Here is a 15,799-nt window from a genome sequence, read left to right on the forward strand (position 1 = left end):
GCCATGACCCTGCGCCTGGAGCGGGACGGCGCCATCGCCCGCCTGCTGATCGACCGGCCCGCGCGCCGCAACGCGATGAACCAGGCGATGTGGGAGGAGATGCCGCGCCTCATCGGCGAAGCGATGGCGGACGATGCGGTGCGCGTGCTGATCCTCGCCTCCGCCGCGCCCGGCCTGTTCTGCGCTGGCGCGGACATTGACGAATTCGCGCGCTGTTCGGCCGACGCCGACTGGCGCGTCGCCAACCAGGCGGCGATCCGGTCCACCCAATATGCGCTGGCTCATGCCGAAAAGCCGGTGATCGCCGCGATCGACGGCGATTGCGTCGGCGGCGGCTGCGGCCTTGCCATCGCCTGCGACCTGCGCATCGCCGCTCCCGCCGCGCGGATCGGCATCACGCCCGCAAAGCTGGGCATCGTCTATTCGCTGTTCGACACCAAGCTGCTGGTCGACCTGGTCGGCCCGGCGCGGGCCAAGCGCATCCTCTTCACCGGCGCGCTGCACGACGCGGCCGACGCGCTGGCGATCGGCCTGGTCGACGAGATCGCGCCCGACCCGCGCGCCGCCGCCGACACGCTCGCCCGCGCCATCGCCGCCAATGCCCAGCACAGCGTGCGATCGGCCAAGGCGATCATCTGCCGCATCCTCGACGGGCAGGCGGACGACGACGCCACCACCCTCGCCCTCTTCCGCGACGCCTTCGCCCGACCCGACTTCACCGAAGGCGTCACCGCCTTCCGCGAAAAACGCCGCCCGGATTTCTGAAGGATCGCCCTTAGCGCTCCACCGCTTCGGCGCGAGCGATCAGGGCTCGGGCTTGTTCAACATGCATGGTTTCGATCATCCGGCCTTCGAAGCGCTCGGCGCCGCCGCTGGCGGCCTCGATCAGGCGGCGGGCGTCGACGATAGCCTGCGCGTCGGGGCCGAAGACCTGGTTGGCGACCGGCACCTGCGCGGGGTGGATCAGCGTCTTGCCATCGAAGCCCAGCGCATGGCCCTCAACGCACTCGGCCGCCAGCCCCGTTTCGTCCTCCAGCCGGTTGAACACGCCGTCGAACACTGCAATGCCCGCCGCGCGCGCCGCCAGCACCACCGTCTGCATCGCGAGGGACAGGCCGGCCCGTCCGGCCTGATCGGGAATGGCCAGGTCGCGGCGCAGGTCGTTATTGCCCATGAACAGCCCGGCGCAGCCCTCGCCCGCCGCGATGGCGTTGGCCGCCAGCACGCCGCGCGCGCGCTCGATCATCGCGATCACCGGCTTTTGCGTAACGGAAAAGACGTCCTTCACCTGCTTGGGATGCTCGACCTTGGGCAGCACCACATAGTCCGCCGCCGTGCCCTTGAGCCCGATCATCTCGCGCCCATGGCTCGCCGCGCCCTCGGCGTTGATCCGCACCGCGCTCAGCCGGCCGCCAAAGCCTTCGGCCAGCGCGCCGAGCGCGCCGTCCAGCGCCTCGCCCTTGCGCTCCTCGGGCACTGCGTCCTCCAAGTCCAGGATCACCATGTCGCAGGGCAAGGTGCGCGCCTTGGCGATGGCGCGGGGGTTGGACGCGGGCAGGAACAGCAGCGATCGGGCGTGGCGCAGCAGCATGGGGCGGACTCTCCGTCATGATGGCTTGAGCGAAATGTGCCGGAAGGCCTTCCGCACCGGCGTGCGCGGTTACGGACTATCTACCGGCAATGCGACGGCGCAGTTTGAGCGGGCGATCCACTGCGTCACGCCTTGAACCGCCACCCCGATGCCGACAGATATGCTTAGCCACCTTCAGTGCACGAAGCGCGCCACCACGTCGCGATAGGAGCGGCTGACCTTCACTTGCGCGCCGCTTTCCAGCACCAGGAAACATTCGCCATTGGTGTGGGGCTTGACCTGCCGCACCTGGCTCAAGTTGACGATGGTGGAGCGATGCACGCGCTGGAAGTTGCGCGGGTCGAGCCGCTTTTCCAGGTCCTTCATCGTTTCGCGCAGGATCAGGCTGTTGTCGGCGGTGTAAATGCACATATAGTCGCCGGCCGCATCGATGCGTTCGATCGAATCCACGTCGACCCGGAAAATCTGGCCGCGATCCTTGATGTTGATGAGCTTTTCGAAGCGGTTGGACGCAGGCGCGCCATCCTCGGTCGCGGCGAAGTCCGTCATCGCCTGGGGCGCCACTTCGGCCAGAACCTCGCGCAGCTTTTCCACTTCCTGCACCTGCCGCTTTTCGGTCAGGCGCTGGCGCACGCGGTCCAGCGCGTCGGCGAGGCGCCCTTCCTCCACCGGCTTCATGAGATAATCGACCGCCTGCGCCTCGAACGCGCGGATCGCATGGTCGCTATAGGCGGTCACGAAGATGAACAGCGGCGGCTCCACCTCCATCATGCCCTGGACGACGGAAAAGCCGTCAAAGCCCGGCATCTGGATATCGAGGAACACAAGGTCGGGTTTGTGCGTCTTGATGGCGCGGATGGCTTCGCGGCCATTCGTGCAGGTTTCGACGATTTCGACATCCTCATGCGCTTGCAGACGCAATGCAAGGCCCTGAATGGCCAGGCTTTCGTCGTCGACGAGGATTGTTCTGATGGTCATGCGGCGACTTTCGATGTTTCATCCATGTTAAGCGGAATTTCGATTATGACCGAAAATCCGCCCGGCGTGGAACGCGTTTCAAAGCGCTGTCGTTCCCCGAAGGCCTGAATTAACCGGTCCCGGATGTTCGGCAGGCCCACGCCCGTTCCTTCGCTCATGGGAATGTGCGGCTTGATCGCGCCATCGTTCAATCCCGGCCCGGTGTCCGATACGATGATCCGGACATTTTCACCGGCAGGTTGCGCGGTGACGGATATGTCCGCCCCCTCTTCCTTGGGCGTGACCGCATATTTGATCGCATTTTCGACCAGCGGCTGCAGCAGCAGCGACGGCAGCCGCGCGTGCGCGACGGCGGGGTCGATGGTGAAGGCCGGGCGCAGCCGGTCCTCGAAGCGCATCTTTTCGATCTCGAGATAGAGTTTGAGCGTCTCCACCTCCTGCTCGATCGTCACTTGCGCGGTGGGTTCGTTGATCAGCGTGTAGCGCAGGAAGGACGACAGGCGCGACAGCATCGCATTGGCGCGGTCGGTCTGCTTCAGCAGCACCAGCGTCGATATGCTGTTGAGCGTGTTGAACAGGAAATGCGGGTTGAGCTGGTAGCGCAGCATCGCCAGCTGCGCGCTCGACGCCTGGGTTTCCAGCCGCAGCAGCTGGTCGGCCTGCTCCTCCACCGTCAGGTAGAAATTGATCGCATAATAGAGCGCCGACCAGGCGCCGATCAGCGTCACCGACAGGTAGAAGGCGCCCAGGAACAGTTGCAGCCCCGCCGTGTCGCCGCTGCGATTCTGGGTCGAAAAGACCCAGGCATCGATGAACGCGACCAGCCCCGCGGCCAGCACCACGGTCAGGATCGACACGCCCCAGGTGACGATCGGCCGCTGCTTGAGCAGGAAGCGGAACGCCACCGCCATCATCAGCGTCACCGAATAGCCGGTGACGGTGGAGATCAGCACCGGGATCAGGCTGGACAGCGGCTGGCCGTTGGCGATGGTGGACGACCCGCGCAGCAGGAAGGCGCCCGCCCATCCGAGCGATTGCAGGTTCCAGAATGCGCGGTTCTTGTCAGCGAAAAAGGGCTGAGGCTGGATGCGGGTCACAGACATGGCCGCCATGCCTATGCCATTATGGCGCGGGCGGGAAGCCGGGTCAGGCAGCGGCGGCCGGCTCCTGCGCCATCGGCGTCACCTCGTCGGTGCACAGCCACACCAGGTCGGACAGGTCCAGCGTCCGCCCGTCATGCGCCTGAATCGCGATGGTGCGAATGGGCTTGCCGTCGCGCTTGTCCGCCAGCACCTGGCAGGCGGGCCCGCCGCAGCCCCAGCGTTCGCCCCACTGGCGCAGCGCGATCATCGCAGGGGCCAGTTCCTCGCCCTTCTGCGTCAGCCGATATTCCACCTTGCGCCGGTCGCACTGCATCGGCTCGCGCACCAATATGCCATGTTCAACCAGCCGGGCGAGCCGGTTGGCGAGAATATTGCGGGCGATGCCCAGGGTCGACTGGAATTCCTCGAAATGGCGAATGCCCGACAGGGCGCCGCGCAGGATCAGGAAGGACCAGCGCTCCCCCATCATCTCCAGCGCGCTGGGGAGCGCGCATTGTTCCAGATCCTGGGCCAGATTATGTTTCATGGGTCTCACGCATAGCGGAAAGCAACAGCCGTTGCAAAATCGCCACCTTATTATCGCAACATGGCGTTTTTTTGTTGCACGGCAAGGGGGTTCCAACACAATCGGCAGTGATGTTGCGCCAATATGAACTTGTCGAACGCGTGAAGCGCTATGATCCTCAGGCGGATGAGGCGATGATCAACCGCGCCTATGTCTTTTCGGTCCAGAAGCATGGTTCCCAGAAGCGCGCCAGCGGCGACCCCTATTTCAGCCATCCCATCGAAGTCGCGGGCATCCTGACCGACTTCAACCTCGACGACCAGACCATCGTCACCGCTCTCCTCCACGACACGATCGAGGACACGCTCGTCACCTATGACGAGATAGAGAGTGCCTTTGGCCCCGACGTCGCCCGCATGGTCGATGGCGTTACCAAACTGTCCAAGATCGAGGCCATGTCCGAAAATGAGCGGGCGGCCGAAAATTTGCGCAAATTCCTGCTCGCCATGTCGGACGACATTCGCGTGCTGCTGGTCAAGCTGGCCGACCGGCTGCACAATATGCGCACGCTGCACTTCATCAAGAATGAGGCCAAGCGCCGTCGCATCGCCCGCGAAACGATGGACATCTACGCCCCGCTGGCCGAGCGGATCGGCATGTACGACTTCATGCGGGAGATGCAGCTCCTCTTCTTCCGCGAGCTGGAGCCCGAAGCCTATGACAGCATCACCCGGCGCCTGGAGCATCTGAAGGAAGGCGGCCATGACAAGGTCGACCGCATCGGCGCGGAGCTGCAATTGCTGCTGGGCGGCAAGGGCCTGTCCGTCACCGTCTCGGGCCGCGAGAAGCATCCCTATTCCATCTGGCGCAAGATGCAGGAGCGCCACATCAGCTTCGAACAGCTGACCGACGTCATGGCCTTCCGCGTCATCACCGACAGCACGGAGGATTGCTACCGCGCGCTTGGCATCATCCACCAGACCTTCAAGATGGTGCCCGGCCGCTTCAAGGATTATATCTCCACGCCCAAGCGCAACGGCTACCGCTCGCTCCACACCACCGTCATCCATCAGGACAATGCCCGCATAGAGGTGCAGATCCGCAGCCGCGCGATGCACAGCGACGCCGAACTCGGCCTCGCCGCCCATTGGGCCTACAAGCAGAAGGGCGACGCCACCGATCACCACGCCGCCTGGCTGCGCGACCTGGTCGAGATACTGGAGCAGAGCCAGGACGCGGACGAGCTGCTCGAACATACCCGCATGGCGATGTATCAGGACCGCATCTTCGCCTTCACCCCAAAGGGCGAGCTGCACCAGCTGCCCAAGGGCTCCACCCCGGTCGACTTCGCCTATGCCGTCCATACCAGCCTTGGCAACCAGACCGTGGGGGCAAAGGTCAATGGCCGCGTCGTGCCGCTGCGCACCAGCCTCGAAAATGGCGACCAGGTCGAGATATTGAAGTCGGAGGGGCAGGAGCCCCAGCCCGGCTGGCTCACCTTCGCGATCACCGGCAAGGCGCGCGCCGCCATCCGCCGCTTCATCCGCCAGAAGCAGCGCGGCGAGGAAATCAAGCTGGGCGAGAAACTCTATGAGGAAATCGTCAGCCGCTTCTCGCCCGATCTCGCCAAGGAACTGGGCGACAAGGCGCTGACCGCGGCGCTCAAGCGCCTCAAGCTCGACGATCGCGCCGCGCTGATGGTCGCCATCGCCACCCACCGCGTGCTCGACCATGAAGTGATGGAGGCGCTGGTCCCCGGCTCCACCAGCGCGCAGGGGATGGAGGAAGCCCATCCGCGCCAGCATGAACCCGTGTCGATCCGCGGCCTCACCCCCGGCATCGCCTATAACCTGGGCGATTGCTGCCACCCCGTGCCCGGCGACCGCATCGTCGGCGTGCGCCGCACCGGCGAGCCGATCGAGGTCCACACCATCGACTGCCGCTCGCTGGAGGTGGAGCAGGATGACGACTGGGTGGACCTGAGCTGGGACAGCAAGTCCAAGGGCGGCACCGCCCGCCTCTCCGTCATCGTCAAGAACCAGCCCGGCGCGCTGGCCGCCGTCGCCAACGTCTTCGGCGCGACCAAGGCGAACATCCTCAACCTCCAGCTCGTCAACCGCGAAGGCCCCTTCCACACCGACATCATCGACCTGGAAGTGGCGGATGCGCAGCATCTGATGCGGATTTTGTCGGCGCTACGGGCGATCGACGTGGTGGTGCAGGCGGATCGGGTTTGAGCATAGACAGCGCCCCGCGCGGTTGCCAATCCTATCTGGGTCCGAAATCCTTCTGATATTCCTGCACTTGTCACATGCCGGATCGGACTGAGCAGCTAGCTCTCCAGTGAAGCATCGGGCGTGGCAGAATAGGGAGGCCGACATGGTGGAATGCGAGACAATATTAGGCAGGCGCGTGCTGTTCGTCATGGCTGTGGAAGCCGAATATGGACCGCATTTGCGCGCCCGCTTCACGCCGCTGATGACCGGGATCGGTCCGATCGAGGCCGGCATCGCCATGGGCGCCGCGCTCCAGGCGCTCGCCGCCCAGACGGCCCTGCCCGATCTCGTGGTGTCGCTCGGTTCAGCCGGGTCGCGCCGTTGCCCCCTGGGCGAGATTGTCCAGGTCGCCAGCGTTTCGTGGCGCGACATGGACGCATCGCGCCTGGGCTTTCCCAAGGGCGTGACGCCGATGACCGACCATCCCGCCGACATTCCGCTCCTGACGCCGCTGGACCTGCCGCGCGCGCGCCTGTCGACTGGCGCGAATGTCGTGGGGGGCGATGACTATGACGGCATCGACGCCGACATGGTGGACATGGAAAGCTTCGCCATCGCCCGCGCCTGCGCCCGGCATGGCATTCCGCTCATGGGCCTGCGCGGCATATCCGACGGCCCGGGCGAGCTGGATCACATCAACAGCTGGATGGAATTGCTGGGCCTGATCGACGAGCGGCTGGCGCAGGCGGTGGACCTGCTGCCCGATGCGCTGGCGCGGATGGGCGACTGAAGGACACGACGCCGCTCAGCAGGCGCCGCCCATGCCGATGCGGCGCGGCCAGGACAGTTCGTAAGTCACCATAAACCCGTCATGGTCCGACAGTTCAGGACCGCTCTCGCCGCCGTCGAACATCGCCTCGACACGCAGGGGACGCACAGACACCGCGTCGCCCGGCCAGTAAAATTGTAGGTCCTGCGTATCCATCCACGGTTCGTCCCCGTCCCAAGACATGCGAACGTCGCACCCCGACGCCGGATCAGCGCAGACGCGATGGACCAGATTGAGCGACTGGTAGCGAGAGAAATTCTCCCACCGCTCCTCCGAATGGCGCATGTTGAAATCGCCGCCGAAGATCAGCGGATAGGAATCGTCATGGCTGCGATCGACAAAAGCCGACGCTTCGAGCGACTGGCGTTCATGGGCGGCGAGATGGCGCGGCGCGGGCGCGCGCGATGCGCCGCGGCTGTTCATATGCGTATCATAAATGTCGATGGGCGTCGGCACGCCCGGAATGGCGATGCGCGCCAGCATGACGCCCTTGTTGGCGAGGCAGTCGATGCCGGCGCAGGACCGGCGCCCATAGGCGTGCATGTCCACCGCCTTGATCGGATAGCGCGAGGCGATGGCCAGACCGCTGCCGGTCAGATGCAGGCCGATCTCACCCCGCCCTATGTTCGAATGCCCCGGCAGCGCATTCCTGGTCGCGCCCTTCGCGCGCGTGGTCCGGCGCGGACCGGTGACGACCGCGGGATAGCCCGCGGCGGCGACCGCTTGCTTGGCGGCGCCGCTGAACATTTCCTGGAACAGGATGATGTCGGGCGCGCGGCCGGCCTTTCGCATCGCCGCCAGCCGCTCTCCGATCTCGTGCAGCGACGCCGCACGGCCCGAGCGCGCGGGCCAGCCCAGACCTTCAATATTATAGGTGAGGACCGACAGCGTCGTGGTGATCCGCTCCCGATCCGGCGCGGCGAAGGCGGGCGGGCGCGCCTCGGCACAGGTCATGGCGCGCTCTGGCAGCGGCGTCGCGCAACCGGCCAGCAACAGGACGCTTGCCGGCGCGGCCAGGCGCAGCATGTCGGTCAACCGCTGGCGGGTTTTTCGCACCGGCCTAGTCGCCTTCGAACGCGATCAGCGCCTGCGCGGCCACGCCATCGGCCTCCAGCAGCGCCTTGCCGCCGAGGTCCGGCAAGTCGACGGCGAACAGCGCCATCAGCACGATGGCTCCCTGTTCGCGCAGCAATTGCGCCGCGGCCAGCGCGGTGCCGCCGGTGGCGATGAGGTCGTCGACCAGGATGACTCGCGTATCGGGCGGCACCTGCCCCTCATGCAGTTCAAGCCGATCGGTGCCATATTCCAGCACATAATCGATGCCGACGGTCTTGCCGGGCAGCTTCCCCGCCTTGCGCACCGGCACGAAGCCCTTGCCCAGGACGGTGGCCAGCGCCGCGCCCAGGATGAAGCCCCGCGCTTCGATACCGACGATCAGGTCGGGATCGAGCGGCCTTGCGACGCTGGCCAGCCGCGCGACCAGTTCGGCGAAACCCGGGCCGTCCGCCAGCAAGGTGGTGACGTCGCGGAACTGGATGCCGGGCCTGGGGAAATCCGGAATGGTGCGGATGAGGGCGGTCAGGCTGTCGATGCTCATGGAATCTCCATAGGCAAAGGGCGCGGCTCCCTCAAGGAACCGCGCCCCTCCTTTTTCCGTACGCGAAGCGGAGCCGTCAGACGGCCTTTTTCTTGTCCGCCCAGATATTCTGATAGGCCATATAGGCTAGCCCCGTGGCGATCAGCAGGAAGATGATCGTCGCCAGGCCTGCGCGCCGGCGGTTTTCCAGCTTGGGTTCGGCCGTCCAGGTGAGGAAGGCGGCCACGTCCTGCGCCATCTGGTCGACCGTCGCCCTGGTGCCATCGCCATAGGTCACCTGGCCATCGGCCGTCAGCGGCGGCGCCATCGCCAGGTTGAGGTTGGCGAAATAGGGGTTGAAGTGCAGCCCCTCCGGCGTCTTGGCATCGGGGAATTCCTTGAGCAGTTCCTTGCCCTCTTCGTTCCGATACCCCTGCTGGCTGCGATAGCCGGTGATCAGCGAATAGACATAGGCGCTGCCATGATGGCGGGCCTTGGTCATCAGCGACAGATCGGGCGGGATGGCGTTGTTGTTCGCCGCCGCCGCCGCGACATTGTTCGCGAAGGGCTTGGGGAAATGATCGGCCGGCACCGGATCGCGCGTCGACATTTCGCCCGTGGCGGGATCGACGTCCGGTGTCTTGATCGCCCACTGCTTCGCGATCGCCTTCACTTCCGCCTCATTATAGCCAAGCGCTTCCAGGTCGCGGAAAGCGACGAACTTCAGGCTGTGGCAGGCCGAGCAGACTTCCTTGAACACCTGGAAACCGCGCTGCAGCTGGCGGCGGTCATATTTGCCGAACGGCCCCTCGAACGAGAAGGAGACATGTTTGGGCGCCAGATGGAATTCATGCTCCACCGTCGGCTGGGGCGGTTCGGCGACATAGGCCACCGCGCCCATCAGGAAGGAAACCAGCAGCCAGCCTGCAAAGAAGAGGCCGACGAAGAATGCGCCGATGCGAACCATGGTGTCGTTCCCCCCTTTAACCGGCGTTCGAAGGCTGCGGATCAGCGCCCATGCCGGGCAGCGCGTCCTGTTCGCCTTTGATGCTGTGACGGTGCAGCACCGATTCGGTGATCGAGCCCGGCAGCGGCAGCGGCTTTTCGAAGCGCGAGATCAGCGGCAGGACGATCAGGAAATGGGCGAAATAATATGCCGCCGCGACCTGGCTGATCATCACATAGGGTTCTTCCGCCGGCGCGCCGCCGCAATAGCCCAGGATCAGCACGTCGATCACCAGGATCAGGAAGAACTTCTTGAACACCGGCCGGTAATTTCCCGAGCGGACCGGCGAGTTGTCGAGCCAGGGCAGGAAGAAGAGCAGCAGGATCGACGCGAACATCGCCAGCACGCCCAGCAGCTTGGCCGGCACGAAGAAGAAGTCGACGGTGAAGGCGCGCAGGATCGCGTAGAAGGGCCAGAAATACCATTCGGGCACGATATGCGCCGGCGTCGAAAGCGGGTTGGCTTCGATATAATTGTCCGGGTGGCCCAGATAATTGGGCGCGTAGAACAGCATGATCGAGAAGAGGATCAGGAACACGCCCGCCCCGAACCCGTCCTTCGCCGTGTAATAGGGGTGGAAGGGCACGGTGTCCTGCGGCCCCTTCACTTCCACGCCGGTCGGGTTCGAGGAACCCGGAATATGCAGCGCCCAGATGTGCAGGATGATGACCCCCGCGATCACGAAGGGCAGCAGGAAGTGCAGCGAGAAGAAGCGGTTGAGCGATGCGTTGCCAGGCGCAAATCCGCCCAGCAGCCAGGTCTGGATCGGCTCGCCCACCACCGGAATCGCGCCGAACAGACCGGTGATGACCTTCGCGCCCCAATAGCTCATCTGCCCCCAGGGCAGCACATAGCCCATGAAGGCCGTCGCCATCATGAGGAGGAAGATGACGAGGCCCAGCAGCCACACCATCTCGCGCGGCGCCTTGTAGGAGCCGTAGAAAAGCCCGCGGAAGATATGGAGATAGACGACGATGAAGAAGAAGCTGGCGCCATTGGCGTGAGCGTAGCGCATCAGCCAGCCCGAATTGACGTCGCGCATCGTCTGTTCGACGGTGGCGAAGGCGACCAGGTCATTGGCGCCATAATGCATCGCCATGATGATGCCGGTGACGATCTGGATCACCAGCGCGAGGCCCGCGAGCACGCCGAAGTTCCAGAAATAGTTGAGGTTGCGCGGCACGGGATAGCCAGCGCCGACCGCATTGTAGACGAGGCGCGGCAGCGGCAGCTTCTCGTCCATCCACTGCATCACGGGATGCTTGGGAGTATAATGTTCAGCCCATGGAAAGCTCATGACGGTCCCCCCTCAACCCACAAGAATGGCAGTGTCGGAAGTGAATTTGAATTCGGGCACTTCCAGATTCTTGGGGGCAGGCCCCTTACGGATGCGGGCGGCCGTGTCGTAGGACGAACCGTGGCAGGGGCAGAAATAGCCGCCATATTCGCCTTTGTTCTCGCCTTCGCCGGCGCCCAGCGGAACGCAGCCCAGGTGAGTGCACACGCCCATCGTCACCAGCCACTGCTTCTTGCCATCGACGGTGCGTTCCTCCAGCGTCTGCGGATCGCGCAGGGTGGAAGCGTCGACCTTGTCGGCTTCGGCGATTTCCTTGGGCGTCAGATGCCGCACGAACAGCGGCTGCGACCGGAAGGTGGTCTTGATCGCCTGCCCCGGCTGGATGGCGGACAGGTCGACCTCGGTCGAGGCGAGCGCCAGCACATCGGCGCTGGGGTTCATCTGGTCGATCAGCGGCACGACCACGGCGACCGCGCCGATGCCCGCGAAGCTGACTGCAGCGATATTGATGAAATCGCGGCGGCGTACCTCTTCTCCGCCGGATAGAGTTTGTCCGTCAGAATGCTCTACGCTCGCCATGCACCTCTACCCTTGCAAGACTTCCCTGTCACACCGCATGCCGTTACCGGCGCTGATTATCAAGGGATTTGGGTTGTCAGCCATGGCTGCCCCCGCCTTCCCCCCGGCGTGGTCCGCGGGCCTGATAACCGGATCGCGCGCGCTTTGCCAACCGCAATCTTACTTGGCCTGTTACAAAAGCGTGCGCTGCTCTATGGCGCGGACCATGCGTATCGCCCTCTATCAACCCGAGATTGCCGGCAATGTCGGCGCGATCCTGCGCCTTGCCGCCTGTTTCGCCGTGCCCGTCGACATCATCATGCCCACCGGATTCGCCTTTTCCGACACGCGGCTGCGGCGCGCGGCGATGGACTATGGCGACGCGGCCGACGTGACCCGCCACGCCAATTTCGAGGCGTTCGACGCCGCGCGCCGGGCGCAGGGCCGGCGCCTGCTGCTGATGAGCGCCCATGCCTCGCAACGGCTGCCCGATGTCGCCTTCCACCGCGACGACGTGCTGCTGATGGGGTCGGAAAGCGCGGGCGTGCCCGACAGCGTGCGCGACCTGGCCGACATCCGCGTGCGCATCCCCATGGCCCCGGGGTTCCGATCGCTCAACATCGCCGTATCCACCGGCATCGCCGTTGCCGAAGCGCTGCGCCAGACTGAAGGGTTTCCCGCGTGACCAATGCTGTTCCAACCGTCCCCTTCCCGCTCGACGCGCGCCAGCAGGCGGCGCGCAGCTGGTTCGAATCGCTTCGGGACCGCATCTGCGCCGAGTTCGAGGCGATCGAGCGGGAGGCGGGCAGCGACGCCGCCTTCCAGTTCACCGCCTGGGACCGCGAAGCCGAAGGGCAGGCCCCCGGCGAAGGCGGGGGCGGCGTGCGCGGCGTGATGAAGGGCAAGATCTTCGAGAAGGTGGGCGTCAACGTCTCCACCGTCGGCGGCGCCTTCGCCCCCGGCTTCGCCCAGACGATCCATGGCGCGGCCGAGGACCCAAGCTTCTTTGCCACCGGCATCAGCCTGGTCGCGCACATGGCCAACCCGCATGTGCCCGCGGTCCACATGAACACGCGCTATCTGGTGACGACGAAAAGCTGGTTCGGCGGCGGCGCGGATCTCAATCCGCCGCTGCCGCGCGCGGAGGATACGGCGCAGTTCCACGCCGTGCTGAAGGCCGCCTGCGACGCGCATGACCCCGAATATTATGCCCGCTTCAGCCAGTGGGCGGAGGAGTATTTCTTCATTCCCCACCGCAATGTCGCGCGCGGGGTGGGCGGCATTTTCTACGATCATCTGGAATGCCCGGACGATGCGGCCTTCGCCGCCAATTTCGCCTTCACGCGCGCGGTGGGCGACGCGTTTCTGGACGCTTTCCCGCCGATCGTGCGGCGGCGCATGGGCGATCCCTGGACCGACGCCGATTACCGCACCATGCTGGAATGGCGCGGTCGCTACGCCGAATTCAACCTGGTGCATGATCGCGGCACGCTGTTCGGCCTCAGGACCGGCGGCAATATCGACGCGATCCTGATGAGCCTGCCGCCCATGGCGAGCTGGAGCTGAGGCGATGCCACTGACCCCGGTCGATCCGGGCATGGTGGCGACGGTGGTTACCCATCTGGAGATGCGCGCGCGACCCCGCCCCGCGCCGATCCCGCCCGCGCCGTTGCGGCTGGTGCGGTGGAAAGCGCCGGACGCAGAGGCCTATCGCGCCCTGTTTCGCCGCGTCGGCGCGCCCTGGCTGTGGTTTTCGCGGCTGGTGATGCGCGATCCGGAATTGCTGGCGATCATCGGCGACCCGGCCGTGGAGGTCTATGCCGTGGCCGATCCGCGCGGCGCGGAAGTCGGACTGCTGGAACTGGATTTCCGCGCCCTGCCCGATTGCGAACTGAGCTTCTTCGGCCTTGTCCCCACGCTGACCGGGCAGGGCTTTGGCCGCTGGCTGATGGCGAACGCCCTCTCGCTCGCCTGGCGCAAGGGGGTCGAGCGGCTGCGCGTCCACACCTGCACGCTGGATAGCCCGGCAGCGCTGGGCTTCTACATCCGATCAGGCTTCACGCCCCTCGCGCGGGAAGTCGAGACCTTTGCCGACCCGCGCATCGCCGGCATCCTGCCGCACGACGCCGCACCGCATGTGCCGCTGCTCGATCAGTCCGCCGACGCCTGACGATAGAGACGCGCGAGCATCACCAGCAGATAGACCTGGATCACCGCCGACACCGCGGCGCTTGCGATCCCGCCCGCCAGCCGCGCGCCTTCCGGCCCGGCGAGCAGCCCGCCCAGCAGCCCGACGATCACCTGCGCCGCCGCGCCCACCAGCGTCGAGAGCAGCATCACGATCAGCAGGAAGCCCAGCAGCCGCCAGAAATGGCCGCGCGTCAGCGACCAGGCGCGCCGCAGCGATTCGATCACGCCCGCCCGGGTGTCGATGACGACAGGATTGAGCAACACCAGCCGCACGCTGACGAAGAAGATGATCACCACCGCCGCCGTGCCGAGCAGCAGCCCCATCACCGCCGCCGCCTGTTGCGAGGCAAGCGAGAAGACCGCGCCCAGCAGCGCGATCAGGACAACGAAAGCGACAATGGCGGCGACCACAAGCAGCGCCGTCCCGATCAGCACCGGCAGCCGCGCGAAGCTGAGCCGCAGCGCTTCGCCGACGCTGATCCCCGGTCGCAGCGCGAGCGCGAACAACGCCAGCGATCCGAACCAGATGATGACGATGCCCAGCAGCATCGCCAGCGCGAAACCGGGCGGCATGACGGGTATGGCATCCACCTTGGGCTGGGCGAACCATGCCTGCAGCTCGGGCGGCGTCATTTCCTGGACGATGAGGCCGGGCAGCGCCACGAACAGCAGGGCCACGGGGAAGAGCAGCGCCGCTTCGCGGGTGATGAAGGCCACCGCTTCCTCCCACGCCTTGCCGATGGAGATATTCGCCATATCTAAGCTGCCTGCCTCATGAGGGGGAATATGCGGCTGGAGACTTGATCGCTCGCCCGCCCCAAGTCAAGGAAGCGCCATGGTCCACCCCCTTCCCTTTCCCGATCAGGTCGAATGGCGCGTCGACGCCGCGCCGGTCGATTATCCGCAGGCGCTGGCCGACATGGAGGCGCGCGCCACAGCGATCGTCACAGGGGACGCGCGCGAGCGGGTGTGGCTGCTGGAGCATCCGCCGCTCTATACTGCCGGGACCAGCGCCGATCCGGCCGAGCTGATCGACCCGCGCTTTCCCGTTCATGATGCCGGGCGCGGCGGGCGCTACACCTATCATGGGCCGGGCCAGCGGATCGGCTATCTGAACATCGACCTGGCGCAGCGAGGCAAGGATGTGCGCAACTTCGTCCATCATCTGGAAGGATGGATGATCGCGGCGCTGGGCGATCTGGGCGTTGCGGCGCGACGGGCGGAGGGGCGGATCGGCATCTGGACCGACGATCCCCAGGGCCGGGAAGCCAAGATCGGCGCGCTCGGCATCCGGGTGCGGCGCTGGGTGACGCTGCATGGCTTTTCGATCAACGTTGATCCCGACCTGTCGCATTTCGGGGGCATCGTGCCCTGCGGCATCAGCGACTATCCGGTGACCAGCATCGCGGCGCTGGGCGCAAACCCGTCCATGGCCGCGCTCGACGCCGCGCTGAAGGCGCATTTTCCGGCCTTTCTCAGCCGCTTGGCACGCTGCGGCTCGGGGCTTGAGCAATGCGGGTCCGCCCGCTAGGGTCCTGCGCTTCACCGGCGGGGGGCTGCCGGGTATCGACGCGACTTCAAGGAGACCCGGATGCGCGTGAATGCATGGATCGTCTGCACGGCAGCCTTGCTGTCCCTCACCGCCTGCGGGGGCGCGGAGAAGGGCGGCAACAGCGTGCAGATGAAGGATATGGAAGTGATCGACGGCACCGCGACCGATGCGATGACCGACCTGGACGGCGTGCAAAGCGAAGGCACCGCCATCGCCCTGCCCGGCGCCAACGCCGCCGGCAATGACAGCGCCGCCGCGAGCGACGCGCGCCCTGCAGCGCCCGCGCCGGCCGAAGATGCCGAAGTGGTCGCGGATCAATAGGACGCCGCGGTTCGGCAATGCTATAGCGCGCATGATCATGGCTTGGGGATGCGCCGCGCCGCATCCTGTGGGAAAGG

18 protein-coding genes are annotated in these 15,799 nt (G+C 65.7%); 8 read left to right on the forward strand and 10 right to left on the reverse strand.

Annotation, left to right across the window (positions count from 1 at the left end):
• Positions 1-3: 3 nt before the first annotated feature.
• Positions 4-765, forward strand: coding sequence for an enoyl-CoA hydratase/isomerase family protein (locus tag ACGGKE_RS08890; protein WP_394437116.1), 762 nt, complete (start codon positions 4-6; stop codon positions 763-765).
• A gap of 10 nt (positions 766-775) precedes the next feature.
• Here ACGGKE_RS08890 and ACGGKE_RS08895 read toward each other — a convergent pair whose 3' ends face one another.
• The 4 genes from ACGGKE_RS08895 to ACGGKE_RS08910 form a co-directional block, all read right to left on the reverse strand.
• On the reverse strand, positions 776-1,591 hold the full coding sequence (locus ACGGKE_RS08895) for an HpcH/HpaI aldolase/citrate lyase family protein (RefSeq protein WP_394437118.1): 816 nt from the start codon (positions 1,589-1,591) through the stop codon (positions 776-778).
• Positions 1,592-1,765: 174 nt separating this feature from the next.
• A complete protein-coding gene (locus ACGGKE_RS08900; RefSeq protein WP_394437120.1) occupies positions 1,766-2,569 on the reverse strand; it encodes a LytR/AlgR family response regulator transcription factor in 804 nt (267 codons plus the stop codon).
• Positions 2,566-3,672: a sensor histidine kinase gene (locus ACGGKE_RS08905; RefSeq protein ID WP_394441857.1), complete on the reverse strand. Its 1,107-nt coding sequence runs from the start codon at positions 3,670-3,672 to the stop codon at positions 2,566-2,568. Before ACGGKE_RS08905 ends, ACGGKE_RS08900 begins: the two co-directional genes overlap by 4 nt.
• A 43-nt stretch (positions 3,673-3,715) precedes the next feature.
• Positions 3,716-4,198 carry a winged helix-turn-helix transcriptional regulator gene (locus ACGGKE_RS08910; RefSeq protein WP_394437122.1) on the reverse strand — a complete coding sequence of 161 codons (483 nt, stop codon included), beginning with the start codon at positions 4,196-4,198 and terminating at the stop codon, positions 3,716-3,718.
• A 110-nt stretch (positions 4,199-4,308) separates the two neighbouring features.
• Here ACGGKE_RS08910 and ACGGKE_RS08915 point away from each other — a divergent pair, with 110 nt between their 5' ends.
• On the forward strand, positions 4,309-6,414 hold the full coding sequence (locus tag ACGGKE_RS08915) for a RelA/SpoT family protein (protein ID WP_394437124.1): 2,106 nt from the start codon (positions 4,309-4,311) through the stop codon (positions 6,412-6,414).
• 142 nt (positions 6,415-6,556) lie between these two features.
• Positions 6,557-7,183 (forward strand): 5'-methylthioadenosine/S-adenosylhomocysteine nucleosidase, encoded by a 627-nt coding sequence (locus tag ACGGKE_RS08920; protein ID WP_394437126.1) that lies wholly within the window; start codon positions 6,557-6,559, stop codon positions 7,181-7,183.
• 15 nt (positions 7,184-7,198) lie between these two features.
• Here the strand turns inward: ACGGKE_RS08920 and ACGGKE_RS08925 are convergent, their stop codons facing one another.
• The 5 genes from ACGGKE_RS08925 to petA all read right to left on the reverse strand — a co-directional run bounded on the left by ACGGKE_RS08925 (position 7,199) and on the right by petA (position 11,680).
• The gene (locus ACGGKE_RS08925) at positions 7,199-8,248 is read right to left on the reverse strand and encodes an endonuclease/exonuclease/phosphatase family protein (protein ID WP_394441860.1); all 1,050 of its coding nucleotides are present in this window, start codon (positions 8,246-8,248) and stop codon (positions 7,199-7,201) included.
• A gap of 34 nt (positions 8,249-8,282) precedes the next feature.
• Positions 8,283-8,819, reverse strand: a complete 537-nt coding sequence (locus ACGGKE_RS08930; protein ID WP_394437128.1) for an adenine phosphoribosyltransferase — start codon at positions 8,817-8,819, stop codon at positions 8,283-8,285.
• A 76-nt stretch (positions 8,820-8,895) separates the two neighbouring features.
• Positions 8,896-9,765, reverse strand: coding sequence for a cytochrome c1 (locus tag ACGGKE_RS08935; RefSeq protein ID WP_394437130.1), 870 nt, complete (start codon positions 9,763-9,765; stop codon positions 8,896-8,898).
• Positions 9,766-9,781: 16 nt separating this feature from the next.
• Complete coding sequence (locus tag ACGGKE_RS08940; RefSeq protein ID WP_394437132.1) at positions 9,782-11,101, reverse strand: cytochrome bc complex cytochrome b subunit; 1,320 nt, start codon at positions 11,099-11,101, stop codon at positions 9,782-9,784.
• A gap of 12 nt (positions 11,102-11,113) precedes the next feature.
• On the reverse strand, positions 11,114-11,680 hold the full coding sequence (gene petA, locus ACGGKE_RS08945) for a ubiquinol-cytochrome c reductase iron-sulfur subunit (RefSeq protein WP_394437134.1): 567 nt from the start codon (positions 11,678-11,680) through the stop codon (positions 11,114-11,116).
• A gap of 193 nt (positions 11,681-11,873) precedes the next feature.
• Between petA and ACGGKE_RS08950 the strand changes: the two genes are divergently transcribed.
• The 3 genes from ACGGKE_RS08950 to ACGGKE_RS08960 are packed head-to-tail and all read left to right on the forward strand — an operon-like array spanning position 11,874 to position 13,829.
• A complete protein-coding gene (locus tag ACGGKE_RS08950) occupies positions 11,874-12,344 on the forward strand; it encodes a tRNA (cytidine(34)-2'-O)-methyltransferase (RefSeq protein ID WP_394437137.1) in 471 nt (156 codons plus the stop codon).
• Positions 12,341-13,225, forward strand: a complete 885-nt coding sequence (gene hemF / locus ACGGKE_RS08955) for an oxygen-dependent coproporphyrinogen oxidase (RefSeq protein ID WP_394437139.1) — start codon at positions 12,341-12,343, stop codon at positions 13,223-13,225. Before ACGGKE_RS08950 ends, hemF begins: the two co-directional genes overlap by 4 nt.
• A gap of 4 nt (positions 13,226-13,229) precedes the next feature.
• Positions 13,230-13,829 (forward strand): GNAT family N-acetyltransferase, encoded by a 600-nt coding sequence (locus tag ACGGKE_RS08960; RefSeq protein ID WP_394437141.1) that lies wholly within the window; start codon positions 13,230-13,232, stop codon positions 13,827-13,829.
• Here the strand turns inward: ACGGKE_RS08960 and ACGGKE_RS08965 are convergent.
• On the reverse strand, positions 13,811-14,605 hold the full coding sequence (locus ACGGKE_RS08965) for a glycerophosphoryl diester phosphodiesterase membrane domain-containing protein (protein ID WP_394437143.1): 795 nt from the start codon (positions 14,603-14,605) through the stop codon (positions 13,811-13,813). The genes ACGGKE_RS08960 and ACGGKE_RS08965 overlap by 19 nt on opposite strands.
• Positions 14,606-14,684: 79 nt before the next feature.
• Between ACGGKE_RS08965 and lipB the strand changes: the two genes are divergently transcribed.
• Both lipB and ACGGKE_RS08975 read left to right on the forward strand, forming a co-directional pair.
• Positions 14,685-15,380, forward strand: a complete 696-nt coding sequence (gene lipB, locus ACGGKE_RS08970) for a lipoyl(octanoyl) transferase LipB (protein ID WP_394437145.1) — start codon at positions 14,685-14,687, stop codon at positions 15,378-15,380.
• Between the two features lie 60 nt (positions 15,381-15,440).
• Positions 15,441-15,722 (forward strand): hypothetical protein, encoded by a 282-nt coding sequence (locus ACGGKE_RS08975; protein WP_394437147.1) that lies wholly within the window; start codon positions 15,441-15,443, stop codon positions 15,720-15,722.
• Positions 15,723-15,799: the final 77 nt, after the last annotated feature.

It is taken from the genome of Sphingobium naphthae, assembly GCF_043589935.1.
In the GTDB taxonomy this organism is placed as follows: Bacteria; Pseudomonadota; Alphaproteobacteria; order Sphingomonadales; family Sphingomonadaceae; genus Sphingobium; species Sphingobium naphthae_A.

Bases quoted from the DNA above. Each gene is read 5' to 3' on its own strand.
- ACGGKE_RS08890 (WP_394437116.1), top strand. From the start codon at position 4: ATGACCCTGCGCCTGGAGCGGGACGGCGCCATCGCCCGCCTGCTGATC.
- ACGGKE_RS08895 (WP_394437118.1), bottom strand. From the start codon at position 1,591: ATGCTGCTGCGCCACGCCCGATCGCTGCTGTTCCTGCCCGCGTCCAAC.
- ACGGKE_RS08900 (WP_394437120.1), bottom strand. From the start codon at position 2,569: ATGACCATCAGAACAATCCTCGTCGACGACGAAAGCCTGGCCATTCAG.
- ACGGKE_RS08905 (WP_394441857.1), bottom strand. From the start codon at position 3,672: ATGTCTGTGACCCGCATCCAGCCTCAGCCCTTTTTCGCTGACAAGAAC.
- ACGGKE_RS08910 (WP_394437122.1), bottom strand. From the start codon at position 4,198: ATGAAACATAATCTGGCCCAGGATCTGGAACAATGCGCGCTCCCCAGC.
- ACGGKE_RS08915 (WP_394437124.1), top strand. From the start codon at position 4,309: ATGTTGCGCCAATATGAACTTGTCGAACGCGTGAAGCGCTATGATCCT.
- ACGGKE_RS08920 (WP_394437126.1), top strand. From the start codon at position 6,557: ATGGTGGAATGCGAGACAATATTAGGCAGGCGCGTGCTGTTCGTCATG.
- ACGGKE_RS08925 (WP_394441860.1), bottom strand. From the start codon at position 8,248: ATGCTGCGCCTGGCCGCGCCGGCAAGCGTCCTGTTGCTGGCCGGTTGC.
- ACGGKE_RS08930 (WP_394437128.1), bottom strand. From the start codon at position 8,819: ATGAGCATCGACAGCCTGACCGCCCTCATCCGCACCATTCCGGATTTC.
- ACGGKE_RS08935 (WP_394437130.1), bottom strand. From the start codon at position 9,765: ATGGTTCGCATCGGCGCATTCTTCGTCGGCCTCTTCTTTGCAGGCTGG.
- ACGGKE_RS08940 (WP_394437132.1), bottom strand. From the start codon at position 11,101: ATGAGCTTTCCATGGGCTGAACATTATACTCCCAAGCATCCCGTGATG.
- petA (WP_394437134.1), bottom strand. From the start codon at position 11,680: ATGGCGAGCGTAGAGCATTCTGACGGACAAACTCTATCCGGCGGAGAA.
- ACGGKE_RS08950 (WP_394437137.1), top strand. From the start codon at position 11,874: ATGGCGCGGACCATGCGTATCGCCCTCTATCAACCCGAGATTGCCGGC.
- ACGGKE_RS08960 (WP_394437141.1), top strand. From the start codon at position 13,230: ATGCCACTGACCCCGGTCGATCCGGGCATGGTGGCGACGGTGGTTACC.
- ACGGKE_RS08965 (WP_394437143.1), bottom strand. From the start codon at position 14,605: ATGGCGAATATCTCCATCGGCAAGGCGTGGGAGGAAGCGGTGGCCTTC.
- lipB (WP_394437145.1), top strand. From the start codon at position 14,685: ATGGTCCACCCCCTTCCCTTTCCCGATCAGGTCGAATGGCGCGTCGAC.
- ACGGKE_RS08975 (WP_394437147.1), top strand. From the start codon at position 15,441: ATGCGCGTGAATGCATGGATCGTCTGCACGGCAGCCTTGCTGTCCCTC.